The organism is Labilibaculum filiforme (assembly GCF_002843315.1).
In the GTDB taxonomy this organism is placed as follows: domain Bacteria; phylum Bacteroidota; class Bacteroidia; order Bacteroidales; family Marinifilaceae; genus Labilibaculum; species Labilibaculum filiforme.
The window spans coordinates 43,026-67,993 of sequence record NZ_MVDD01000004.1; the positions used below are offsets into that span (position 1 = coordinate 43,026).

A 24,968-nucleotide genomic window follows, 5' to 3' on the forward strand; every position below is an offset into this window, starting at 1 on the left:
AACTACCATAGCACTCATAAAGTGCCTTGTTTTGCTTCCGTAATCATAAAAATATACAATGATGGAAGTAAATCAAATTCTCGAAAAGCTAAGTCAATTAGAACTAAAAATTGACGAGCAAAATCTTCTTAAAAAAGAAGTATTCAATTTTAATGATGCCTGCAAGTATCTTGACATAAGTGCATCACATCTCTACAAACTTACCTCTCAAAAGCAAATCCCGCATTTTTGCCCACAGGGAAAGAAACTCTATTTCAACCGCCAAGAAATAGACGAATGGTTAATGCGTAATAAGCAGGAAACTTCGGAAGACATAGAAACAGCAGCCGCTAATTATTTAATCAGAAATAAACGTAAATAATTATGGGTTTTTATAGATTTTCCGAAGAAGAGGTTCAAGACATCAAACTGCGTTTAGATGATATTGCTTTGACTTTAAAGCAAAAGCAAAGAACAGAACCCGACCAAATTTGGTACGACAATCAGGAGTTCCTCCAGATTATGAACATAAGCAAGCGTACCGCAGCTTATTGGCGTACCGAAAATGTCATAACGTATTCGCAAGTAGGTAACAAAATCTACTACCGACTTTCTGACATAATGGACTTACTCCAAAAAAGTACCATTCCTGCAAATAGTATCAATAACCTTAAAATTTCAACTGATGGCGACAATAACGACTTATAAAAATTTCAATATACCTATTGAGGACGTTTCACTATCCTCAATCATTTCTAATATCAAATCCGGCACTTACCACGATAGCATAAATGCTATTCGTATGGCTAAAAGTATGGGTAAACCCGAAAGAGCCGACCAACTTAAAAAAGAGCTTTTGGCGTTCACGCCTTCAGCTACCTTTAAGGATGGACGTAAAAAAGATTTACTTACCGCTTACAGCGGTTACGTTCATCTTGATTTTGATAAACTAACACCCGAAGAATTAAAACAGTCTTTTGACCTTGTGGTCAAAATTCCTTTCACTTTTGCTTGTTTCACAAGCCCAAGTGGTGATGGTTTAAAAATCTTCATTAAGGTAAATACAGATCAAGGCTTCCACGAATTGGTATATAAGCAAGTACAAATTTTTTATGAAAAAGAAATAGGTATTGAAGCCGACCCAAAATGTAAAGATATTACAAGGCTTTGTTTTGTGTCTGACGACAAAAACGCCTTTATAAATGAAAGTGCAAGCACTTTTGAAATTGCTTTGCAGGAGCAAGCTCCTTTAAGCGAACCTCTTTTTGAGCAAGCTCAAAATTCGTTCAATACTATTTTTGATGAATGTGTTAGTTTCACTAACAACATCCTAACTTTCAATAACGGCAACCGAAACAACTACTTATATCAGTTGGCTTGCAATTGCAACCGCAGAGGCATACCACATCCAGAGGCAGAAACTTTGATTACATCAAATTTCTACCACGAAGACCAAACCGAAATACGCAAGTCAATTGAAAGTGCCTATCAAAACAATGCAGCAGAGTTTGGCAAGTTTGCAAACCTTGCAGGTTCGCAAAAAAAAGAAATTACAAACGATACTACAGAAGACTACCTAAAAACAACACCAACCATTCCGATAGAAGCTATCAATTTAATGCCCGATTTATTTCAAGAAGGTGCAAGAGCTTTTGATGCCGACCCAAGAAAAAGAGATGTTTTCTTAACCAGTGCTTTGTGTATCATAAGCGGTTGCCTGCCTGATGTTCAAGGGGTATATCATCAAGAACGGGTTTATCCACATTTATTTTCTTTCATTATTGCTCCAGCTGCAAGTGGTAAAGGCGTTTTAAAAAATGCCAAAAGGTTAGGCGATAAAATCCACGAAAGAATGGTGGAAAGCAGCAAACAAGCCAAAGACCAACACGAAAACGAAATGGTTGAATACAAAGCCCAATTAAGCAAGCGTAAGAAAGACGACCCAATACCCGAAAAGCCACAAGAACCTGCCTTTAAATTGCTTTTCATTCCTGCCGATTGCAGTCAGGCTATGATGATGCAAATACTTCAAGACAATGACGGTAGAGGCATTATTTGCGAAACAGAAGCAGATGCAATGAGTGGAGCAAACAAACAAGATTGGGGCAACTATTCTCACATTATGCGAGCCGCTTTTCATCACGAAAAAATATCAGCAGCAAGAAAAACCAACCGAGAACTTTTAGAAATAAAACACCCACAATTGGCGGTGGCCTTGTCAGGCACACCTGCCCAAGTGCCAAAGCTAATCGCTTCGGCAGAAGATGGTTTGTTTAGTCGCTTTATTTTCTATGCGTTTAAAAACGAAATCGTTTGGCAAGACCCATCACCAAGACCAGGCGGAATAGTTTACAATGACCACTTTGAAGCATTGTCAAACGAAGTACTAAAGATTGTTGATTTTTTAAACCAGTACCCAACAGAAGTATTTTTAACGCAGAACCAATGGAATAAACTCAATCAAGTTTTTTTCGACAAGCTCAAAAACGTAGTGATTTTTACAGGGGAAGATGCAGCAAGTGTGGTATTTCGTTTGGGCTTAATCCTTTACCGCTTTTGTATGATTTTCACTTCCTTGCGGAAGTTTGAAAATGGCGATTGCTCAAAAGATGTAACCTGTACTGATGATGACTTTGAAGCATCTTTGATGCTTTCAGAAGTCTATTTGCAACACAGTCTTTTAATGTTCAACAATCTGGAAGAAAACAAAGACCCTATTCTGTACAAGATGCCAAACAACAAAAAACAGCTCTTAGACCAGTTGCCACAGGAGTTTCAACGCAAAGAAGCAGTTGCACTTGGTAAAAAGTTAGGATTATCCGAAAGGTCAGTTGATGATTTCCTAAACAACTCTGTACCAATGCTTTTGGAGAAACCAAAGACAGGGCATTATCGAAAGATTGTGAATAACTAACAAAAATTGTAAATAACTCAGTACATTTGTCCTTTTAAGGACAAGAACAAATAAGGGAAATATGCTTGGAGAAAAACTCAAAGAGTTAAGAGAAAGCAACGGATTAGTTCAAAGGCAAGTAGCAGCCGCTTTAGGCGTAGATACTGCCTATGTGAGTAAAATGGAAAACAACGATAAACCAGTTAGTCGTACAAAACTGAAATCGTTAGCAAAGTTTTACCACGTAACAGAAAAAACCCTTTTGCCCTTTTGGCTTGCCGAAAAAGTGCTGACTGTGGTACATAATGAAGATTGTGCAACAGATGCTTTAAAAATAGTATTAACTGAAATCGATAAGAAATAAATATGGATCAAGAACTCGAAAAAACCCTTTGGGCTACGGCTGATAAGTTGCGTAACAATATGGATGCAGCAGAATACAAGCATATTGTATTGGGCTTGATTTTCCTAAAATACATTTCAGACAGCTTTGAAGATTTATACAACAGGCTCAAAGAAGACAAACTTTCTGATGCAGAAGATAAAGACGAGTACTTGGCAGAAAATGTTTTTTATGTGCCACCGTCTGCAAGATGGAACTATCTACAACACCAAAGAGCCAAACTTCCAAGCATAGGAAAAGATATTGATGATGCTATGGATGCCATCGAAAAAGACAACCCTACACTTAAAGGAGTTTTGCCAAAGGATTATGCAAGACCAGCATTAGACAAAAAACGTTTAGGCGAATTGGTAGATTTAATTGGTAATGTAGGTTTCAAACAAGAAGGACACAGCAGTAAAGATTTATTAGGTAGAGTATATGAATATTTTTTAGGAATGTTTGCTGATGCCGAAGGTAAAAGAGGCGGTCAGTTTTACACACCTGAAAGTATCGTAAAACTTTTAGTTGAAATGCTCGAACCCTACAATGGTCGTATTTATGATGGCTGTTGTGGTAGTGGTGGTATGTTTGTGCAAAGTGAGAAGTTCTTAAAAGCTCACGGTGGTAGAATTGGAGATATAGCAGTTTATGGTCAAGAAAGCAACCCAACTACTTACAAATTGGCAAAAATGAATTTAGCCATTAGAGGTATTGATGCAAAAATTGAATTAGGCGACACCTTCCACAACGATAGACACAAAGACTTAAAAGCAGATTATATCATTGCCAATCCACCGTTTAATATTTCAGATTGGGGTGGTGAGCAATTGCAAGACAGCCATATATGGAAGTACGGAGTACCACCAGTAGGTAATGCAAATTACGGTTGGTTACAACTTTTTATTAATAAACTAAGCACCACAGGAACAGCAGGTATTGTATTAGCCAATGGCTCTATGACTACCAATGCAGGTACAGAAAACGAAATAAGAAAACAACTCATTACAGAGGGTTTAGTAGATTGTATGGTTGCTTTACCAACGCAACTATTCTACAACACACAAATACCCGCTTGTTTGTGGTTCTTGGCTCGTAACCGAACCAATCACAAATTCCGCAATCGTTCTGGCGAAATACTGTTTATAGATGCCCGAAAATTAGGCACTATGACCAGCCGTAAAAACAAAGCATTTGAAGACACAGACATTGCCCAAATAGCAGATGCCTATCACAACTGGAGAAACATAGACGGTAATTATGAAGATGTTCAAGGTTTTTGCAAGTCTGCAAACCTTGCAGAAGTAGAAGCCAACAACTTTGTACTAACTCCGGGAAGATATGTAGGCACTGAAGAAGTAGAAGATGACGGCATACCCTATGAAGAAAAAGTAGCCACCATTTCAGAAAACCTAAAAGGTTATTTTGAAAAATCTATTGAGTTGCAACAGCGTATTAAAACGAATTTGGTAAAAGTAGGTATTGAGATATAATGGCTAAAAAATTCAAATATCAAGAAGATATGGACAATATCAAAAATGAACATAATTGTGATTGTCCAAATAAAGATTTAAAAGCAATAACCACTTTTGAAGCATACCGCTATGTATTTGAAGACATAAATTATAAGAGCAATTTTTTACCACAATTAAAAGATGACCCTGCAAGATTTATAGATGCAAATGGTAAGAAAAAATGTGATTATTTAAACTTATCAATGTATTCTAAAATTGAAGGTGCAAAAGAGAAATATTATGAATTAGCAAATTCTTTTCCAAATTTCAATAAAACAGCAGGCACACACCTTGCTAATGGTATTCTTGATGCTGAGGATGGTTTAATTACAGAAGAAAACTACTCATCTCACTTTGGTCTCTATGAGTTTGAAAATGTAGAATTAAAGAACAAATTTAATGTTATAGAAAAGCTATAATGGAAAAAGTAAAAGGCATATCAATTAAGTCCGATTGGCTAAAAGACTTAGTCAAAGTAAGCGACCTCATATATTATGATGGCCCTTTGCTTTCTCATTATCAAAGTTTATCGGGTGAAGATTATTTATTTTATTGGGTAGATACCGATGCTACTTATAATAGATGGCTCATTATCAATATTAGCATAGTTAAACTTCAAGACTACTTAAATCGTAAAATATCACTACATCAACTTATTACAGAATTAGATGCTGGCTTAGTGTATAAGGTAGATATTGATAAAGATATTCAGTATCACAATTTTGAATTATTATATATTTATGAGTTACCAGAATCTTATTTGCCGAATAAAAACAGCCTATACAGTTTTGAGCCACTCAAACAACAAGTTGATTTAAGCAGCTATTCCAAAAAACACAATCAAGGTATATTTCAAGCATATTTCGGTAACTCCGAAAAAGTAGGTTATGGCACTATTGATGCCGAATTATGGGCAAACTCATTAATACAATTTGTTGCAATTAACAAAGGGCTAAAAAAAGACTATATAAACAAAACAAAGCGTAAAGCTAAAGAAGATAATGTCAAGATTGATACAGCACTTTTACAAGGAGCATCAACCTTTCATTACATTGGCAATACCAGAAATTCTTTTGGTGCATTATTCAAGCCAGTTGGCAATGAAATTAATTTTCCAGGCACTAAATCAACCGAGGATAAATTTGTAGAATTTGTAATTGGCTTTTACGAATCTTCAAACAACATAGAGGATTTCAAAGCCTATATCTCTACTTTAGATAAAAAGGTAGTCAATAGTTACAAAAGCCTTTTAAAAACAATAACAGGAGCAAAAACAAACTTTAAATTGAACTATGTAAATGCTATCTCAGAGCATTTTATAAATAGTGATATTGATTATAAAAAGGCAAAGGTTATTCTTCAAAATTTAGAAACATTAGAGTTTTCTGATACCGATGATATAAAAATAACAGGGCGTTTTACTGCCTTGAATTTAAAAACGGGACATTACGAATTTGAAGATTTTGAAGATGAAACAAACAGATCAAAAGGATACTTAGATAGCGACCGTTTAGAAGTAGCATACAAGATAAAATGGGATAAAACTTATGATATTATTGTGAAGCGTAAAGAGGAACTCAAAACAGGTTCAAAAGACCCAAAAATAACAGATTTATTAATCTCATTTATTGAGCAAGATTAAGATATGACCAACTGGAAAGAATATAAATTAGGAGAACTTTGTACAATAACATCAAGTAAACGTATCTTTTATAAAGAGTATGTTTCAGAAGGTGTGCCTTTCTTTAGATCTAAAGAAATAATTGAAAAGGCAAATGGAAACGATATTTCTACTGAATTATTTATCACAAAAGACAAGTTTCAAGAAATTAAAGACAAGTTTGGCGTACCACTGGCAGGTGATATTCTTTTAACGTCTGTTGGTACACTTGGTGTATCATATCAAGTTCAAGAAAGTGATTATTTCTATTTTAAAGATGGAAATCTAACTTGGTTTAAAGATTTTTCAGATGAGATTAATACAAAGTTTCTATTGTATTGGCTGCGTTCACCGCTTGGTAAAGAAGGTTTTAATAGTATAACAATTGGATCAACACAAGCAGCCTTAACTATTGCAGGTTTGAAAGGAATAAAATTATCTATCCCCGACCTACCCACACAAACTGCCATTGCAGAAATCCTTTCTTCTCTTGACGATAAAATAGAACTCAACAACAAAATAAACCAAGAGTTAGAAAACCTTGCCCAAACCCTATTTAAGCAGTGGTTTATAGATTTTGAGTTTCCAAACGAAAAGGGAGAACCGTACAAATCATCAGGTGGTGCTTTGGTAGATAGTGAGTTAGGCGAAATTCCGAAGGGGTGGGAAGTTGGCGTACTTGAAGATTTAATTGATTTTTCAAATGGTAATGCTTTTAAGAGTAAAGAATTACTGAAAGAAGATATAGGCGATTGCTATCACGTTTTTAAAATGGGTCATATCAAAAAAGGTGGCGGTTTAAATGCTGACGGTACAAAAAGTTATTATGAGAAATCAAAAGCTAAAAAACTTAACAAATATGTTTTAAGAGTTGGCGATTTATTAATGTGTATGACAGATATGAAAGGCAATGTTGCTTTACTTGGGCATACAGCTTTAATGAATGAAAATGACAAATACATAGTTAATCAACGTGTAGGCTTATTGAGACCAAACAATGCTTTAGGTATTGATTTTCCTTACTTATACATTCTTACTAATAGTAATGACTTTATAGAAGATTTAAGAAGTAGAGCAAATAGTGGTGTGCAAGTTAATCTCTCAACAAGTGAAATAAAAGTGTCAAAAGTATTATTGCCTCCTAAAGCGATTAATGTTGCATTTGATAATTGCGTAAAGGCATTTTTTGAATCAATTTTTAATAACACTAAAGAAAACCAAGAACTAACCAACCTAAGAGATACGCTATTACCCAAGCTCATTTCGGGAGAGTTGGAAGTAGCAGAAGTAATGGCAGAAAAAGCATAACCCTATGGCAGTAATATCAGAAGACAACATAGAGCAAGTAATCATACAGGAGTTTATTGAGTTAGGCTACCAGTACATCAATGGCACAGACATTTCGCCTGATGGCTCAATGCCTGAAAGAGAGTACAACGAAGTTGTACTCAAAAACCGTTTACAAGAAGCCATTGCCAAACTCAACCCCACTATCCCCTATGAAGCACAAGAAGAAGCCTTGCGTAAAGTATTGCGTTCTGATAGTCCAGAGTTATTTCAAAACAACTACCAATTCCATAAATACTTAACCGAAGGTGTAGATGTAGAATACCGAAAAACAGACCGTATTGCAGGTGATAAAGTTTGGCTCATAGATTATGAATCCCCAAGCAATAATGAGTTTTTAGTCATTAACCAGTTCACCGTGATAGAAGGCAATACTAATAAAAGACCTGATGTTATTTTGTTTGTAAACGGCTTGCCTTTGGTTGTGATAGAGCTTAAAAATGCAGCAGACGAAAATGCAGATGTCAATGCAGCTTTCAATCAGTTACAAACCTACAAACAAACCATACCAAGCCTATTTCAATACAATGCTTTACTAATAGCTTCTGATGGGTGGGATGCCTTATATGGTTCGCTTACTTCACCCAAACAGTTTTTTGTGCCTTGGAAATCTATTGATGGGCAATTAGTAGCAGACGAGAATATCCCTCAAATGGAAGTAATGGCAAAAGGGATGCTCAATAAAGAAGTATTGCCAGACCTAATTCGTCATTTTACCATATTCCACCAAAACAAAGAACAGATTACCAAAATAGTACCTCGTTATCATCAATACTTTGCAGTTAATAAAGCGGTAGAAGCAGCACGTAAAGCAACAGCAGATAACGGAGACCAAAGAGCAGGTGTTATTTGGCACACACAAGGAAGCGGTAAAAGCCTTTCTATGGCGTTTTACGCAGGTAAATTAGTGTTGGCACTCAACAACCCCACATTAGTTATTTTAACCGATAGAAACGACCTTGACGACCAATTATTCGATACCTTTTCATTAAGTCAAGATATACTAAGACAAACACCTGTACAAGCCGAAAACAGAGACCATTTAAAAAATTTATTATCAGTTACATCAGGTGGGATTGTATTCACAACCATTCAAAAGTTTTTACCCGAAATAGAAGAAAAAATTGATTTAGGAAATGGTCAATTTAAAAATATCAAAGGGCAATTTGAAGAATTATCAGACCGCAGAAATATTGTAGTTATAGCAGACGAAGCTCACAGAAGTCAATACGATTTTATGGATGGTTTTGCCAAACATATGAGAGATGCTTTGCCCAATGCTTCATTTATAGGTTTCACAGGAACACCCATTGAAAACACAGATAAAAATACCCAAGCTGTTTTTGGCGATTATATAGATGTGTACGACATTCAACAAGCAGTTGAAGACGGTGCAACGGTTCGTATTTTCTATGAAAACCGTTTAGCAAAAATTAATCTCAAAGACGAAGAAAAACCAAGAGTTGATGCAGAGTTTGAAGAACTCACGGAAAGCGAAGAACTCACAGACCAACAAAAACTAAAAGCCAAATGGGCAAGATTAGAAGCAATTGTTGGTAATCAGCACCGTTTATCACTCATAGCAGCTGATATTGTGAAACACTTTGAAGAACGAAACTCCATATTAGACGGTAAAGCAATGATAGTTTGTATGAGCCGTAGAATATGTGTGGATTTATATGCTGAAATCATTAAAATAAGACCAGATTGGCACAGTGATGATGATGCAGAAGGAACTATAAAAGTTGTTATGACAGGTTCATCATCAGACCCCTTAAACTTCCAACCTCACGTAAGAAACAAACCAAAACGCAAAGCATTAGGCGATAGATTAAAAGACCCAAAAGACAGCCTTAAATTAGCCATTGTTCGGGATATGTGGCTTACAGGCTTTGATGCTCCAAGTATGCACACCTTGTACATTGATAAGCCTATGAAAGGCCATAACTTAATGCAAGCCATTGCAAGAGTAAACCGTGTTTACAAAGACAAAGAAGGCGGTTTGGTAGTAGATTATATTGGTATAGCAACAGACCTTAAAAAAGCCCTTTCTGTTTACACAGAAAGCGGTGGTAAAGGAAAACCAGCTTTTGACCAGGAAGAAGCAGCATCAGTAATGATGAGTAAGTATGAGATAGTGGCTCAAATGTTTGAAGAGCAACCCACAGACAAATCTCAACCTAAAGGTTTTGATTACAAAAGTTTCTTTGGGCTTACGCCAAAAGAAAAATTGTATTTCCCTATTCAAGCAGCCAACTACATTTTAGGCTTAGAAGATGGCAAGGCAAGATATACCAATTCCGTAACTGCACTTTCAAAATCATTTGCAATTTCAGTACCGCATCCATACACAAGTGATATAAGAGACGAAGTAGGCTTGTTCCAAGCTATTAAAGCAAGAATTGTAAAAGTTACCCAAAGTAGTAAAACAAAGAGTGATGAAGAAATAGAAACAGCCATTAAGCAAATTTTATCAGATGCCGTAGTTGCAGATGAGGTAGTAGATATTTTTGATGCAGCAGGTATCAAGAAACCCGATATTTCTATTCTATCAGATGAGTTTTTGGCAGAAGTAAAAGGAATGCAGCATAAAAACTTAGCCTTAGAACTGCTTAAAAAATTATTGAATGATGAAATAAAGACAAGACAGAAAACCAATATAGTACAATCCAAGAAGTTTTCTGAAATGATAGAAAATGCGGTACGCAACTACCAAAATAACTTAATCACATCAGCACAAGTAATAGAAGAACTAATCAATCTTGCTAAAGAAATAAAAGAAGCAGACCGTAAAGGAGAAGGTTTGGGCTTAGACTTTAGAGAGTTTGCGTTTTACTCAGCATTAGAAGTAAACGATAGTGCAGTAGCTGTTTTAGGAGATGAAATTTTAAGACACATTGCCAGAGAATTAGTAGATACCATTCGTAAAAACAGCAGTATCGATTGGACAGTTAGAGAAAACGTACAAGCCAAAATGAGAATAGCAGTGAAGAAAATATTGCGTAAACACGGCTATCCACCAGACTTAGAATTAAAAGCAACAGAAACAGTAATTGAGCAAGCAAAAATGATGGCAAGTGAATTTTCAAAAACGAAGGAGTATAAAATAAACCCAAGCAGTGATATTTCGATAGCAGCAGAACCGGAGCAATAATATGGAGCAACCAAACTACATATATACAAATCGTGCAGTTGCATTCTTAGATGTTCTTGGCTTTCAAAACAAGCTAAAGGAATTTGAAGATGAAGCCATTCAATTCTATTCTGATTTTGTAGCGGATAATATAGAAGATGATACAGATGAAGATGAAGTTGGTGGTCGGGTATATTATTCTCAAAAAGCAACTGATTTTATTGAAACGTTTAACAAGGCTATCTCTAAGCTTGATAATGATAAATTTAGCTATTACTTATTTAGTGATAATATTTGCATTACAGCAAAAAACATTAGTAATGATGGCGAAAAGTCACTTGTTGAACTTCTATTAGTAATTTCAGAATTGTATTTTGAATTTGTTCAAAAAGGCTATTTTCTTAGAGGTGGTATTGATTATGGTTTATTTATCGATAAGGCTTCAATTGCATTAGGTGTTCCATTAGCCACAGCATATAAAATGGAATCTTCACTTGCTGTATTTCCTCGTATTATCCTTTCTAAAGACTTTGTAAAACAGTTAAGCAACCACATAGCAATTGATGAATATGAAATTGATTCAATTCTAAATTCAAGTTTGGTAAAGGTCAGTTGCGAAATACAATATTTAAACGTTTTTAATCATATTTTTAAAGTAGAAGACAAAGAATATTTCTTTGAGAAATACAATCATTACATTTCTGAAAACCTCTTATCCAGCTCCATTTCTGAAAGTATATTTCTTAAATACAAATGGTTAGCAGATGAATTTAATTCATTTATAGAAACCTACACATCAACATTAGCTTTTTATGATGAAAATTTTGACCCAACTGAAGAGTATATTGAATCAATAAAACAACTAAAAGTATCTTATGGACAATAACTTAATATATATGCCAACTTTTAGAGTTAGGCAACAAGAAACCATTGTTTTAAAATCATTTGATTTTGGAAACAATATATATCCTTTATTAGAAATTGTAAAGGAGCACGATAGAGCGAGAAAGGCAGATACTCAAAAGACATTTGAAGAAATTCATAATGAATTGATAAATGAAATAACAGCTCAACACGTTTTTATTGACTTGCCAATTTACTTAAAACAATCGGGCTCAGTAAAGGATGAAGTAGTGTCATTTTCATTTAGTGTAATAAATGATATTGAAAAACGTAGTGAGTACATCAATCGTTTAAGTGTATCAAGCCCTAAAGCTATTCCAGTTATTTCATCTTATTTATTCAAAACAGGCGAAATTGATAGTATTGAAAGGCAAACAAATCTTTTACAACCTAATTTTGAAAGATTGGCGTACAGACTTTTTCCCATTTCATTTAGTGTTGATTTCCCAATAGTTCAAGGATTAGTAAGACCTAATGATTATATAATAATAGACTTAGACCAAATTACACCATATCCAAAAAGTCCGCCTTTGCGACCAATTGTAAATGCTCTTAAAGCATTTGAAGGTTGTTGTAAAATCCTCTTGCGTAGTGCAATTAATACAGAAATACAAAATATTAAACTTGATCACGGTCAAGTTGTGTTTGAAGCAGACAATAGCCATATTGATGTAGATATTATGACTGATTTTGGAGTAAATGCGACTGGTGATTTTGTGGGTGTCAAAAAAGATGACCTTACAGCTGGTGGTACTATAAGCCCTGGATTTATTTATTATGATGCTACGGAAAATCAATACTACGGTTACAGAGCTGATATAAAAGAATTAAGCCAGTTTGAAAACAAAATTGTTCCTGATATATTAAGTTCAGATTCTACGGTACGTATGTTAGCAGCAGCACCTCCATATTTATCTCCTACAAATAATGGTTATTCAACTTTATTAAACATTAATTCTGGAGGGGAAAGTGGCAAAAGTCAAGCTAAATTCAAAAAAATAGCAATGGACCATTATTTATATTGTATGAAAGTAAATATTGAATCTAATAATCTACATCAAACTAACAATCAGTTACCGTAAATTATTTCAGGCTTAACATTTGTGTTAAAGAAGAATTGTAAATCGATTGGTAAAATGCTATTCCAATTGGTTTGAACAAATGACCACCTTTTATCATACCTGTCTTTTAAGGCTTGTTTTAATGTATTATTGATTTGTGCAGCATTGCAGTTTTTTAAGATTTGTTCATTATTAGTGCTGCCAAAATACTTTTGTAGCTCTTTTTTATTCATTAAAGTAAGCTGTTCAGCTGCATTAATCTTAGGGCTATATTTTGCTTCTCTATAGACAACTTTCTTTAATTTTTCATAATACCAAACTCCATAATAATCAGGTATTAATTCAATAACCTTTTCAAGATGAGTTTTATCAATTACGACAGTGTTATATTCAAATACATCTCCATAGTCTTCGACTTGCTTTTTAAGTCTATTAAGAGTATCAATTTTTGATTTTACCTCAAATGATTTGGTGTCTCCATTGATAACTAAAAAATCTGTTCTACTTGTCTTTGCTTTTACTTCAAATGCAGCAACATATTTTTTGGTTACAAACTCTTTAGCAAGACGATATTTCAAAATTTGCTCACCATCATAATTTTTAAAAACAGCATCATTTACCGTTTTTGCAAGCTCAAATTTATTGCAATCTTTGTATTTATCTGTTTGGAAAAAAGCAGCAAGAAGGTCTCTAAGCTGATTGGTATAGCTTAGAGTATTATATGACCTTGCAAGTGCTGAATAATCCATTTATTTCGTTAATATCGACACCACAAAGATACGTATTTCAAACTTAATTATTGTATCTTTGCACCCTTTTTTAATAGATGTAGCAGAGCCACGAATTTATTAAGACCCACCCAGCAACCGCACAAAACACGGCTTATGCACTGCCAACCGCACAATGCCAACGCTTCAGTGCATCCTATGGTACTGCCGCCATTTTTAAACTGTCATACTTTTTGTGTGGGCTGTTCCCCACGCTATACAGCACATTGCTTTTTTGTTTAAAGCATTTATTTTTTTAGTGGTATAAACTAAAAAAGCAAAGAGCTGTTGCCAACCCTCCACAGCCCAAACAAAAAGCCGCTACATTCCAACCACCACCACCATTTCGCTTATGCCAGTATTAAAAATGTCGGAAGCTACATTAACATAATGTGGCATTATAGTACTGCCTTTTCCCCTGCTTATGCAAGCATCCAACCGCACAGTCAGTCCTATAATAACATTATGTTAAGTATCCAGCACCATAGCTGTCCTTATCAGTCCAGAGCCGTGTTTTAACCAGCCGCACCCACCCAAAAACCCAATTCCCCACCACCCTTTCAGCGGTCAGAAAAAAAATAAACTATGAAGTTTAGTATCGGCTTTTAGTAGGTACTATTCCGTTTCTCTACATAGCACCCACTACAGCCTAATTTGCCAGCAAGAGTAGTGTCTGCCCTCCATTACACGAACCCACCGCACAATTCCATTACGCAATCCGTATGCTTTCCCCAACGCAATAAAACTTTGCAGAAATGTAAAGATTGCAAAGTTTGCAACCCTGCAAAAGCATACAGTATTGCTCCATTCCATACCCAAGCAATCGTTCCATTCCGTTCAGTCACCACACTTGCCACACACAAGCCACCGCACAAATAAGGTATAGTTTATTTTTTTTCTGGAAGTGTTTACCCCATTGGAATTGAAAAAAAGAAGTATCAATTAAGATTAGAGTTTAAAGAGATGTTTTAACAAAAAGAATAAAAAAGGAAGCAAAAGTAGGTGGCTACAATTGGCCCTTCAAGTTCAAGCCCTACGGGTTTTTAAAAAAATCTCCACCCTATCGGGTAGTATTTTTTCAAAAAAACTTGCTTGTCCAATCTCCACCACCTGATGAGATGGCTTTCTTTTTTTTTCGTTTTTTTCTTTGTCAAAAAATTTTTTGTCAGAGGGGATTTCGGAAGCAAACAAAATCATCTCAAAATGGCAAAATTCTCACTTAAAACGTACAGCCCAAAAGCTCAAATAAATGAGCCACATTTTTACATCCTATGCAAAGGAAAAAACAGCGGAAAACCACTTTCCGAGCCTTGCCCGAATTGCTTTGTTTTAACCGCCAAAACCGAAGAAGAAAAGCAGTTTTTTTACTCGCTTTGTTTCGGCTTATGGAAGGCAAAATCCTTTGAATATTTCTTAAAAGGTTCCGTTATTCCATTCATTACCATTGGCGATTGTAAACAAGCCATAAATAACGGATTAGAGCAAGCCAAAAAGGATTTAAAAGGCTTCAACAAGTCAGTAAAAGCATTGGAAATTTTAGAACAGCAAGAGAAAAAATACAAAGAAACTTTGCTACTTATCAATGATGCAAAAAGAGCAATTTTTTACCGCTACATCAAAAGGAGGTAAAAAACCTTTCCTATGGTTGTCTTATGGTTTAGGTACATATATTTAAACCATATTTCGCCATTATAGGAAAAAAGGTGCAAACGAAAAAAGCCCACTCAATTTGAGCAGGCTTTCCCGATTTTCCGAAATCGTCTAATTCACTGATGAAGAATTAGAATATCTTAGCTACTTTCATTGCATTTCCTTGCGAAAATAAATAGTAGTTTGAGTTCACTTCCTGATAAAATTCTACTGCCAACACATTCACAACCGACACATCCGCAGAAACAGTAGGAGCACCCGGTAGAGTACTTACAACACTAATCAAACCAGTTGCAGCATTAACAGGAAGATAACCTGAATCTTGCACATCTGTTAAACCGTTTGTTGTGGCATCTTTTGGCTCATATACTCCAGTTACATTGTTATATTCAAAGTCGGACAAAACAGCAATAGCATTGATGATTTTGAAGTGAGTAGCACCAGCAGGTATATACATTCTATCCAAAGGATTAAAAGAAGGAATATCCAAAGTTGAACTATCTCTTGCACCTGATGGAGTAATGGTGTAAGGAGCATTAAAAGCACCATTGAAAGAAGTGAATTTGTTAAACTCAAATCCTTGTAAGTACTGAGGTGCAACAGTTACCAAAATAGCTCTTTGCCCTCTTGCCTCTGAACCATCTTCCAGATTGATTTTTTTCATTATTGCGGTTACTCTTCCTGTAACTTGGCTATCGCCATTGTTACGAATTAAACCTGCAATACTTGTTCTTAGGGATTTACCTGCAATTGCACTTCCACCAAATTCGTTCATATTCTCACGAGTACGAACAAAGGCTGGATCTGATGCAATCTGTTCGGAAGATGGTCCGCCCTTTAAGCCTGCAAAGTAACCATCATTACCTTTAATTTTGAAGTGTCTAACTTCTCCGAGTGTTCCGACATATTTAATATGTCCTTTCTGTCTTGCCATAATAATACGTATTTTATGTTAAAAATTTATTGTAAATTTACGACATAAATAGCTGTTAATCAATTACTTAAATAGTGCAATATGAAGCAATTAGATGTAAAGTGTCAGACCACAATCAAAACCAACTACGAAATAGTAAAAGTTGTAGATGGTGACGGTATAATCGCAAAGAATATAATCTCAAATAAAGAGGAAGAAATACGTTTTTATGGTATTGATGCACCAGAGTTGACACCTTGCAAAAAACTAAAGCAGGACGAAAGAGAAACTCATTTATCAGGGCGTTTTTTGATAGAGCTTGCACACCAGTCTTATGAATTTTTAAGAACTAAGGCAAAGATTGGAAAGCGGATTACATTAATTCAAGAAGTAGGCAACGAGCAAGACCCATACGGCAGAACTTTGGCTTATGTGGTATTGCCTAACGGCAACACCTTAAACGAGATAATGGTCAAGAACGGCTTTGCAAAGCCTTATGATAAACTTTATTGCTCCGAACTACCAAAGTATCAAGAACTCAATTTGAGAGCTAAAACAAGGAAAAAAGGATTATATTTGCTCGTAGATAGGTTCTAATTCAACAAAGGCATTTTCTCTTATTTGCCACCAATTTTACAGATTTTGTTGCCTATTTGTTGCCCAATCTACATAACTCATTGATTATCAAGTTAAATTACTTTTTGCATCGGCAAATAACTCTTGTTAATTAGTCAAATTTAAAGAGTCGAATAACTAACTGCTATCCGACTCTTTTTTGTATTTAATCGTTTTCTTCAAGTCTAAAGATATCTTCTACTCTGCATTCGAAAAAACGTGCCATTTTTAAAGCCAACATGGCAGAGGGAATAAACTTTCCCTTCTCAATTGCATTAATGGTCTGACGAGAAACCTGTATTTCACATAGACCTAACTATTAAATAATAAATGAAGATGTCCATTTTTTTTGGACACCTTCATTTTTAAGTGATCTGAATTTAAGTTCTTCCTAAAAATTAATCTGCTTGGTTGGATGTCAGTTTTGCATTCTTGACTAAAGGTTCAAAACCTGATTCCTAGAATAACAACTTGTCCGCGAGTCTTAATATACTTTAATTTAGTGCATACTAATGTCCCGTACTTTCTAGTGTTTCCAAGTCTCTATCCCTTTTGAATATTGAATGTAAAAGCTTTTGGAAGAAACATATTTATTATAGCTACGTTTCGCGAAACTTTTCTCGCCACAAAATTCTTCATAATCCATATCAAACATTTCCTCTTGTGGGTAATTAGCAATTTCAGAAACATAAAATTTATTTTCCAAGCTTACTGCTTCTGTCGAGTTCCCAATCGTGTAAAGAAATCTGTTCGAAAAAACCAAAGGACTATCCGAAATATCATAAGCTTTAGGAGTTATTTCTTTTCGTTTCGGGAAGCGTAGTAAATCGCAATCGCGGAGTATGGTGCTATTAATTTTAAATTCTGAAAATAACTTGGAAGTTTTTGCTGGAATACAAACAATTCTTTGCTCGCTAGTTGATACCGAATAGCCTTTTGAAATTGCTGCAGTACCAGAAGCTACCAAAGTCTGTTGACTTATTTGAGACAAAACCGAAGAAGTTTCAGAAACTGCAAGCGTTTTTTTTGCGGCTACTCCTTGACTTGAAGACTCGCTATAAACTCTATTCTGAAAGTAATCATGAGCCTCATTATTTATAATAAAAAAACTTTCGCTCATATCAAGGTAGATGTTCTTATCCGTTTTATTATAAAATCGAAAATTCATGTTTCCATATTCGCCCCATAAATTATAATTTACAACACAATTCTCATCTTCGAATTTTAACGAATTACTATTCGTTGTATCCACATTTACGGGTTTAACATTATAAACCTGATAAAAAACAGATGATCCGCAACCGGTACTAAACAAGGCTAAAACAGCCACTGCAAAAAGATTCTTAATTTTCATAGTATTTTGAGTATTATTTATGAAACAATAGTAATTAAAACAAAATAAATATTCTGCTGTCAAACCTGCCAAGTTGCAAAAAAATTCCAAATCACTTCTGATCAAGCTTTAACAATACTAAAATAGTTTAGAAACTTGTTAGGATAATTAATTAACTAGAATTGGAAAAAAAGAAGCAGACTTAGACTTTCTATGAACCGGAAATCCTTACTCCTTCGCACAAAAAAAAGCTTGACAGGTCTGAGCATTCAGTTCTGTCAAGCTTAAAAATTCTTGTGCTTTTTCGTTTGCTAGCAGAAAGCTTTCAATGCTTTTTGCACTATTTTCAAATCACTTTCTTCCTTGCGGATAATTTTGTTATTCACATCGTAGTCAAAATCAGAATAAGCAATTACAACCAATGAAATTTCATGCTCGGGAAGAACTTTGGCTCTGCGTTCATCGTAAATTCTTCGTTGCTCCTCTCTCGATACTGTCTTCGTGCTTTCCTCGTCTTGCTCTTCTTCGTCTCTGTCGAAACCAGCACGTGGTCTAAAATTCTGTATTTCTTTATATTCTACTACCAATTGCAACTCTTCATAATAAGCATCTACAGGAAGCATGGTCTGTTTTTTTCCATTCTTGTGCAAATCACCCAAAAGAAAATCGAATCTTTTTTGACGATCCGATGTCAATGCTAAAACTTTATCACACAAATCAATCACATAGGTTTCATCACTATTTAAGCGAATGGCGATCGGATCATTTTCGGGCTTCTTCTTTTCCTGTTTGTAGGGCGTTTTTGGTGCGCTTACATTGGCTGGCACAAAATACCAATAGGTATGTTCTCCGTGTCTTTCAGCATACACGAAGGGGATTAAAGCTAACTGATTACTTGCATCTAAATCTCTAAGAACTAAACGAATTGGCAATCCTTTTTTTACATCTTTTGCAAATATTCCAGCTTGAATAAAAGCAGGCATCAAATTTTTTACTGGCACGATGGTAATTGATGCATTTGTCTTAAAATATTCCTCAATTACTGTGTTTATCTTTTCTACTTGGGAAAGATCTTTCATATTCATGTTACTTAATTGTATATCGACTAATTGTGCTTATCTCTTTAATTAGGAGAAAAACACTCTCTGTAACCACCAAATTATTGCAAGCTAAGAGAAATTCTTCTTTTTTTATCCTTGCGGAGTGCAAAGATAGATTTAAATTTACAGATAAAAGCTATCCTTCTTCCGGTTCCCAATATGGTTTCTAGTAAAGCTCCTAAAAAATAGAAAGTAGAAATTAAATCATCCTTTCTCGAAGTGTCTATTCCTAAACCCACTACTCGTCTATTATAAATAAATATTCGCATCAGCATTAAAATAAAGCTTTACTTGTTATAATAAAACAATCTAATTAAAACCTTTAATATACTTGTTACTAGCACTATAATTTCTTAGCGTTATAAAAAATAGAATCGTAGAAATTAATATGCGATATGCGTATCTTTTACTCTTTATGAGCGTATAGTAATACTTAGCATTTTAGTTGGGGTAATATAGTAATGACTTACTCCTATATCGCTATAAAAAAATAATTATGAGAACAAGAAGTGATTGGCGAGTATTGTTATTATTTATGGTAGGTATCCTAAGTACGTTTTTAGCCACATTCTTTATTAAATTAGATATTGATAAAATTAACGAAACAGAATTTGGTTTTGAGTGTAAGGAAATTTCAAATAGAACAGATCTGCGACTACATGCTCATGCCCGATTGTTACAAAGTGGGGTTGCTTTTTGGAGCGCTTCCGATATGGTAGAGCGTGACGATTGGCGCGAATTTGTAACAAAATCTAAAATTAAGGAGGATTTACCTGGAATTTTAGGCACTGGATTTTCAAAACTAATTCGGTCGAAAGATCTGGAAGAACATTGCAAACAAGTTAGAAATACAGGCTTCCCCGATTACAAAGTTTGGCCTGAACAAAAAAGAGATACTTATACCTCCATTGTTCTATTGGAACCATTCAACGAACAAAATTTACGTGCTTTTGGTTACGATATGATGACCGAACCTGTGCGCAGAAACGCAATGGAACGAGCTCGTGATGAAGATATCGCTGCTCTTTCGGGAAAAGTACTGTTGGTACAGGAAACGGATACGGATGTTCAGGCAGGAAACCTTATGTATGTTCCAGTCTATAAAAAAGGAATGCCAACCACCAATTTGAAAGAGCGTCGAGCGGCTATTATTGGCTGGATATATAGCCCTTATCGTATGAACGACCTAGTTCGGGGGATATTAGACGATTGGGATTTTAAAAAGGAGGAAAGAACACTACATCTAAGCATTTACGATGGATTGGATTGTAACAGTAGATCGCTCCTATTCGCGTCTGCCGATACAAAAACCTTACAAGACTCAACAGAAATACGTTTCACCTCCAAATCAATCATCAACTTTAACGGTCATAACTGGAGTTTGATATTTGCTCAAGAAAAAGGGAATGTATTTACGGATTACATTGCGGCGTGGACCGTTTTTTTTGGGGGAATAGTTATTAGTATTCTCTTACTTTTCCTTGCTAGATCCTTAATTGACACAAAATACCAAGCGCAAAAAATAGCGGAAAGTCTAACCTTTGAGTTAAAGGAAAACGAAAGACAGCTAAATCAATCACAAAAAATAGCCAACTTAGGACGCTACTCTTTAGATATTCTTTCGGGACATTGGTCCAGCTCAAAAGTACTTGATGGAATTCTTGGCATTGAACCAAAAGAAAGTCATTCTGTTGATGTATGGCTAGATCTTTTGCATGCCGATCATCGCGACCAGCTAGAAATCTATCTGAAAGAAACAATCACGGATAAACGTTTTTTCGATAGAGAGTACAAAATCGTTAGAAATATAGATAAACAGGTGCGTTGGGTACATGGACTGGGACAACTTGAATTGGATGAAAAAAGTAGGCCATTAAGAATGATTGGCACCATGCGAGATATCACAGAACGAAAATTAGCCGAAATAGAAATTCAAAATATCTCGAACCGTCTGCAACTAGCAACAAGCGCCGCTCATATTGGTGTTTGGGATAGAGATTTGAAAACATCTGAAATAATTTGGGACGATACCATGTACGAAATTTTTGGTTTTACCGATATGTCCATCGATCCAACAACGGCATGGGAAACAGCACTACATCCCGAAGATAAAGCTAGACTGGAATCAGAAATTGAAGAAGCTATCAATGGCAAAAAAGAATACCATACTGAATTTAGAGTGGTTTGGCCTGATAAAACCATACATTATGTAAGAGGATATGGAATTGTTAGTTTTGATGAAGAGGAGAACCCAGTTCGAATTCTTGGAATTGATATGGACATTACGGAACAAAAACAAGCCAACGAGTTAATTAAAAAACATCAGGAAAATTTAGAAATTAAGGTTGCCGAACGTACTAAAGAACTAACCATTTCTGAACAAAAATTAAAAAGGAGTTTTAAAGAAATTACCGATTACAAATTTGCTTTAGATGAATCAAGCATAGTGGCAATAACAGATAATAAAGGAACGATTAACTATGTAAACGATCTATTTTGTAGTATTTCCAAATTTAGCGAAACTGAATTAATTGGTCAGAATCATCGTATTATCAATTCTGGATATCATCCCAAAAGCTTTTTTATCGACTTATGGCATACCATCGCCAATGGAAATGTATGGAGAGGGGAAATTAAAAACAAAGCCAAAGATGGAAGTATTTATTGGGTAGACTCCACCATTGTACCATTTCTGGATGAAAAGGGAAAACCTTATCAGTACATGGCGGTACGATTCGATATCACTACCAAAAAAATTACGGAAGAGGCTATTATTAGTGCAAAAGAAGCCGCCGATTTGGCCAACCGAGCAAAAAGTGAATTTTTGGCCAATATGAGTCATGAAATTCGTACTCCTATGAATGCGGTGATCGGATTTTCGGAATTGCTTGCTAAATCGGTTAAAAATGAAAAGCAACTTTCGCAAGTTGAATCGATACGCAGCAGTGGTAAAAACTTACTTAAAATAATTAATGATATTCTGGATCTTTCGAAAATAGAAGCCGGTAAAATTGATATTTTACCTGTAGTGATAAATCTTCCGGCATTAATGAGCGAAATCAAAAACATGTTTGTTCAAATCGCAAAAGAAAAACAGATTTATTTTACGGTGGAATACGAAAGTGTAATTCCTAAATTGCTAATGCTCGATGAAGTTCGGATACGTCAAATTCTATTTAATTTAATTGGGAACGCTATTAAATTTACGGATAAAGGACATGTTATTGTAACTGTTGATGCCCAACATACATCACCTATTAAAGATAAATTAGATTTATTATTTCGAGTAGAAGATACTGGTATAGGAATTCCTACCAATCAGCAAGAAATGATCTTTGAGCCTTTCAGTCAGCAAGAGAATCAAAGTTCAAAATACGGAGGCACTGGTTTGGGCTTATCGATTACCAAAAAATTGATCGAAAAAATGGACGGAAGCATCCGTTTGGAAAGTAAAATTGGTGAAGGAAGTAGTTTTTCTGTGCTAATTCAAAATATTACCATATGCGCTGATGATATTGAAATTGCTGATGATACTTTCGATCATACAGGAATTGAATTTAAAGCTGCTAAAATTTTATTGGCCGATGACAATTCTGAAAATAGAAAACTAATTAAGGATTTATTAGACTGCTCTCCAATACATTTTTTCGAAGCTGTAAATGGTAAGGAAGCTGTAAATATAGCTTCGAAAGAGCTTCCCGATCTTATTTTTATGGATTTGCGTATGCCTATAATGGATGGTTACGAAGCAACCGAAATACTCAGACAAAACTCCAAAACTAAAGCAATACCGGTATTTGCAATTTCTGCCTCTACCCGTAAAATTATGCGGGAAGGTAGGTCCAAAAATATTTTTAATGAATACCTTATGAAACCTTTAAATGTTTCTGATTTATTTCAAAAAATGCAAAACTACCTTGCTTACAAAACACCAGAGATAATTGCTCCGGTAAAATCTCCTAAAAAAAGCATACACCTTAATAAAGAACAAATTCAGCAACTACCAAACCTTATATTTATTCTTGATAATCAACTTATTCCCATGCATGCAAAAATAAGTAAATCACAGATGATCGATCATATTGAGAAATTTGGAAAAGAATTAAAAAAACTTGCCGAAGATTATAAAATTGAGTTTCTTAGTAATTATGCCAAGGAAATTTGCCGTTTTGTTGATAACTTTGAAATAGACAAACTAAGCCAATCATTGAAACGATTTCCTAGCATTACAGAGCAACTGAAAAATTATACCTCTAAATAAAACGTACATGAATACTGGTAATGAAAACCCAAAAATAAATATTTTAGCGGTTGATGATAATCCGAAAAACATTCAGGTACTTGGTAGCATTCTGCGAGATGCCGGATATTCTATAGGATTTGCTTACGATGGACAACAAGCGCTTACTATTTTAGAGGAATCACCTAATTTCGATTTAGTGCTTTTAGATATTAACATGCCCATAATGAATGGATTGGAGGCATGTGTGGCGATGCGCAAAAATGAAATTCTAAAAGAAATTCCAGTCATTTTTCTTACCGCCTTAAACGATACTAAAGATGTTATTGCAGGTTTTGAAGCAGGTGGACAAGACTATGTTACCAAACCATTTAGCTCCAATGAAATTTTGTCGCGGGTTAAAACTCATGTAGAATTAAAACGAAGTAAAGATCAACTTAAGAAAGTAAACCAATGGCTTGAAGAAAAAGTAGAAGAACGAACCCAAGCTCTTCAAGAATCCCATCTCAAATTAGAAAAAGCCTATCAGGAACTAAAAGTTCTCGATCAATCAAAATCAGATTTTTTAGCAATGATTAGTCATCAAATTAATACTCCATTAAATGGAATTCTTGGATTTATCGATATCTTGAAAAATGAACTTACCGATCCTCACATGCAGGAAATGTTCTCTTACCTTGAAGTTTCGGCAAATAGACTCGATTCTTTTGCAAAAGTGAGTTTAAAAATAACCGAATTAAAAACCAAACAACTAGCGCTGGATAAAAGAGAAGTAAATATCGACAACCTACTTAAATCCAGTACGGAACATCTTATTGAAAAACTCAACACAAAAAATATAAACATTCATTTCGAGGAAAGCACAAACAATAAATTTATAAATGGCGATATCGGATTACTTGAATTTAGTGTGGAAAGTATTCTTGACAATGCCATTAAATACTCACCTAATGGAAGTACTATTCAGGTGAAAATTGATACCGATCAAAAACAAACACGCATTTCCTTTATCGATCAGGGAATTGGATTTGATTCCGAAACTATTAAAAACTTATTTGCTCTATTTTCGCAAGGTCCTGAGTATTCCGACCAAAATAAAGGCCTGGACTTGGCTTTGGTGAGATTAATTATGGATGCTCACCATGGAGAAATTGAAGCCACCAATAACAAGGACAAAGGAGCTAATGTCAGCTTAATTTTTCCTGCGCGATAAGTTTCCATATATCTTAAATAGAAATGGTATAAATTTTTATTCAAAATTGTAAAAATGTAGTTTCTAGTTTGTAGATTTGCAAGCACCAAAAAGCAATATCATTACAAAAATAGGACGGCTTTTTTTTGACGAACAGAAGTATTGACAGAATAAATATTAGAAAATACCTACTTACACAAACACAACCTCTCAAGTTGTTTGTTTGATTAAATGTACAAGTAACAATACCAACATTGAATAGGCTTTTAAAATACTCACTAGCAAT

At 34.9% G+C, this 24,968-nt stretch carries 20 protein-coding genes; 15 read left to right on the top strand and 5 right to left on the bottom strand.

Going from position 1 to position 24,968, the window contains the following annotated elements:
• Positions 1-61: 61 nt before the first annotated feature.
• From BZG02_RS07005 to BZG02_RS07055, 11 genes are all read left to right on the top strand, one after another.
• Positions 62-361: a helix-turn-helix domain-containing protein gene (locus tag BZG02_RS07005; RefSeq protein ID WP_101260712.1), complete on the top strand. Its 300-nt coding sequence runs from the start codon at positions 62-64 to the stop codon at positions 359-361.
• Positions 362-363: 2 nt separating this feature from the next.
• Entirely contained in the window at positions 364-687 is a 324-nt protein-coding gene (locus BZG02_RS07010) for a helix-turn-helix domain-containing protein (protein ID WP_143470430.1), read from the top strand.
• On the top strand, positions 665-2,893 hold the full coding sequence (locus BZG02_RS07015) for a DUF3987 domain-containing protein (protein ID WP_101260713.1): 2,229 nt from the start codon (positions 665-667) through the stop codon (positions 2,891-2,893). Before BZG02_RS07010 ends, BZG02_RS07015 begins: the two co-directional genes overlap by 23 nt.
• A gap of 61 nt (positions 2,894-2,954) precedes the next feature.
• A complete protein-coding gene (locus tag BZG02_RS07020) occupies positions 2,955-3,236 on the top strand; it encodes a helix-turn-helix domain-containing protein (RefSeq protein ID WP_101260714.1) in 282 nt (93 codons plus the stop codon).
• Between the two features lie 2 nt (positions 3,237-3,238).
• Positions 3,239-4,747, top strand: coding sequence for a class I SAM-dependent DNA methyltransferase (locus BZG02_RS07025; protein WP_101260715.1), 1,509 nt, complete (start codon positions 3,239-3,241; stop codon positions 4,745-4,747).
• Between the two features lie 29 nt (positions 4,748-4,776).
• Entirely contained in the window at positions 4,777-5,187 is a 411-nt protein-coding gene (locus tag BZG02_RS07030) for a hypothetical protein (protein WP_143470431.1), read from the top strand.
• Positions 5,187-6,410: a DUF6575 domain-containing protein gene (locus tag BZG02_RS07035; protein WP_101260717.1), complete on the top strand. Its 1,224-nt coding sequence runs from the start codon at positions 5,187-5,189 to the stop codon at positions 6,408-6,410. Before BZG02_RS07030 ends, BZG02_RS07035 begins: the two co-directional genes overlap by 1 nt.
• A 3-nt stretch (positions 6,411-6,413) precedes the next feature.
• The gene (locus BZG02_RS07040; RefSeq protein WP_101260718.1) at positions 6,414-7,736 is read left to right on the top strand and encodes a restriction endonuclease subunit S; all 1,323 of its coding nucleotides are present in this window, start codon (positions 6,414-6,416) and stop codon (positions 7,734-7,736) included.
• 4 nt (positions 7,737-7,740) lie between these two features.
• Positions 7,741-10,929: a type I restriction endonuclease subunit R gene (locus BZG02_RS07045; RefSeq protein ID WP_101260719.1), complete on the top strand. Its 3,189-nt coding sequence runs from the start codon at positions 7,741-7,743 to the stop codon at positions 10,927-10,929.
• Between the two features lies 1 nt (position 10,930).
• A complete protein-coding gene (locus tag BZG02_RS07050; RefSeq protein ID WP_101260720.1) occupies positions 10,931-11,794 on the top strand; it encodes a hypothetical protein in 864 nt (287 codons plus the stop codon).
• Positions 11,784-12,893 carry a beta family protein gene (locus BZG02_RS07055; protein WP_101260721.1) on the top strand — a complete coding sequence of 370 codons (1,110 nt, stop codon included), beginning with the start codon at positions 11,784-11,786 and terminating at the stop codon, positions 12,891-12,893. The genes BZG02_RS07050 and BZG02_RS07055 overlap by 11 nt, the downstream gene beginning before the upstream one ends.
• Here the strand turns inward: BZG02_RS07055 and BZG02_RS07060 are convergent.
• Positions 12,881-13,621, bottom strand: a complete 741-nt coding sequence (locus tag BZG02_RS07060) for a sce7726 family protein (RefSeq protein WP_101260722.1) — start codon at positions 13,619-13,621, stop codon at positions 12,881-12,883. The genes BZG02_RS07055 and BZG02_RS07060 overlap by 13 nt on opposite strands.
• A 1,221-nt stretch (positions 13,622-14,842) precedes the next feature.
• Here BZG02_RS07060 and BZG02_RS07065 point away from each other — a divergent pair.
• Positions 14,843-15,268, top strand: coding sequence for a DUF6943 family protein (locus BZG02_RS07065; protein ID WP_101260723.1), 426 nt, complete (start codon positions 14,843-14,845; stop codon positions 15,266-15,268).
• A 151-nt stretch (positions 15,269-15,419) separates the two neighbouring features.
• Here the strand turns inward: BZG02_RS07065 and BZG02_RS07070 are convergent, their stop codons facing one another.
• Positions 15,420-16,223 (bottom strand): hypothetical protein, encoded by an 804-nt coding sequence (locus BZG02_RS07070; RefSeq protein ID WP_101260724.1) that lies wholly within the window; start codon positions 16,221-16,223, stop codon positions 15,420-15,422.
• 81 nt (positions 16,224-16,304) lie between these two features.
• Between BZG02_RS07070 and BZG02_RS07075 the strand changes: the two genes are divergently transcribed.
• Entirely contained in the window at positions 16,305-16,799 is a 495-nt protein-coding gene (locus BZG02_RS07075; protein ID WP_101260725.1) for a thermonuclease family protein, read from the top strand.
• A gap of 184 nt (positions 16,800-16,983) precedes the next feature.
• On the opposite strand, the gene BZG02_RS21200 is transcribed toward BZG02_RS07075, so the two are convergent.
• From BZG02_RS21200 to BZG02_RS21005, 3 genes are all read right to left on the bottom strand, one after another.
• The gene (locus tag BZG02_RS21200; RefSeq protein ID WP_101260935.1) at positions 16,984-17,118 is read right to left on the bottom strand and encodes a helix-turn-helix transcriptional regulator; all 135 of its coding nucleotides are present in this window, start codon (positions 17,116-17,118) and stop codon (positions 16,984-16,986) included.
• A 225-nt stretch (positions 17,119-17,343) separates the two neighbouring features.
• Positions 17,344-18,171: a hypothetical protein gene (locus BZG02_RS07085; protein WP_101260726.1), complete on the bottom strand. Its 828-nt coding sequence runs from the start codon at positions 18,169-18,171 to the stop codon at positions 17,344-17,346.
• A gap of 290 nt (positions 18,172-18,461) precedes the next feature.
• Positions 18,462-19,229 carry a hypothetical protein gene (locus tag BZG02_RS21005; RefSeq protein WP_218972176.1) on the bottom strand — a complete coding sequence of 256 codons (768 nt, stop codon included), beginning with the start codon at positions 19,227-19,229 and terminating at the stop codon, positions 18,462-18,464.
• 517 nt (positions 19,230-19,746) lie between these two features.
• Here BZG02_RS21005 and BZG02_RS07100 point away from each other — a divergent pair.
• Together BZG02_RS07100 and BZG02_RS07105 are read left to right on the top strand one after the other, a co-directional pair.
• On the top strand, positions 19,747-23,511 hold the full coding sequence (locus BZG02_RS07100; RefSeq protein WP_101260728.1) for a CHASE domain-containing protein: 3,765 nt from the start codon (positions 19,747-19,749) through the stop codon (positions 23,509-23,511).
• Between the two features lie 7 nt (positions 23,512-23,518).
• Positions 23,519-24,703: a hybrid sensor histidine kinase/response regulator gene (locus tag BZG02_RS07105; protein ID WP_101260729.1), complete on the top strand. Its 1,185-nt coding sequence runs from the start codon at positions 23,519-23,521 to the stop codon at positions 24,701-24,703.
• Positions 24,704-24,968: the final 265 nt, after the last annotated feature.

Coding starts and splice junctions, on each gene's coding strand:
- BZG02_RS07005 (WP_101260712.1), top strand. CDS start 62: ATGGAAGTAAATCAAATTCTCGAAAAGCTAAGTCAATTAGAACTAAAA.
- BZG02_RS07010 (WP_143470430.1), top strand. CDS start 364: ATGGGTTTTTATAGATTTTCCGAAGAAGAGGTTCAAGACATCAAACTG.
- BZG02_RS07015 (WP_101260713.1), top strand. CDS start 665: ATGGCGACAATAACGACTTATAAAAATTTCAATATACCTATTGAGGAC.
- BZG02_RS07020 (WP_101260714.1), top strand. CDS start 2,955: ATGCTTGGAGAAAAACTCAAAGAGTTAAGAGAAAGCAACGGATTAGTT.
- BZG02_RS07025 (WP_101260715.1), top strand. CDS start 3,239: ATGGATCAAGAACTCGAAAAAACCCTTTGGGCTACGGCTGATAAGTTG.
- BZG02_RS07030 (WP_143470431.1), top strand. CDS start 4,777: ATGGACAATATCAAAAATGAACATAATTGTGATTGTCCAAATAAAGAT.
- BZG02_RS07035 (WP_101260717.1), top strand. CDS start 5,187: ATGGAAAAAGTAAAAGGCATATCAATTAAGTCCGATTGGCTAAAAGAC.
- BZG02_RS07040 (WP_101260718.1), top strand. CDS start 6,414: ATGACCAACTGGAAAGAATATAAATTAGGAGAACTTTGTACAATAACA.
- BZG02_RS07045 (WP_101260719.1), top strand. CDS start 7,741: ATGGCAGTAATATCAGAAGACAACATAGAGCAAGTAATCATACAGGAG.
- BZG02_RS07050 (WP_101260720.1), top strand. CDS start 10,931: ATGGAGCAACCAAACTACATATATACAAATCGTGCAGTTGCATTCTTA.
- BZG02_RS07055 (WP_101260721.1), top strand. CDS start 11,784: ATGGACAATAACTTAATATATATGCCAACTTTTAGAGTTAGGCAACAA.
- BZG02_RS07060 (WP_101260722.1), bottom strand. CDS start 13,621: ATGGATTATTCAGCACTTGCAAGGTCATATAATACTCTAAGCTATACC.
- BZG02_RS07065 (WP_101260723.1), top strand. CDS start 14,843: ATGGCAAAATTCTCACTTAAAACGTACAGCCCAAAAGCTCAAATAAAT.
- BZG02_RS07070 (WP_101260724.1), bottom strand. CDS start 16,223: ATGGCAAGACAGAAAGGACATATTAAATATGTCGGAACACTCGGAGAA.
- BZG02_RS07075 (WP_101260725.1), top strand. CDS start 16,305: ATGAAGCAATTAGATGTAAAGTGTCAGACCACAATCAAAACCAACTAC.
- BZG02_RS07085 (WP_101260726.1), bottom strand. CDS start 18,171: ATGAAAATTAAGAATCTTTTTGCAGTGGCTGTTTTAGCCTTGTTTAGT.
- BZG02_RS21005 (WP_218972176.1), bottom strand. CDS start 19,229: ATGAAAGATCTTTCCCAAGTAGAAAAGATAAACACAGTAATTGAGGAA.
- BZG02_RS07100 (WP_101260728.1), top strand. CDS start 19,747: ATGAGAACAAGAAGTGATTGGCGAGTATTGTTATTATTTATGGTAGGT.
- BZG02_RS07105 (WP_101260729.1), top strand. CDS start 23,519: ATGAATACTGGTAATGAAAACCCAAAAATAAATATTTTAGCGGTTGAT.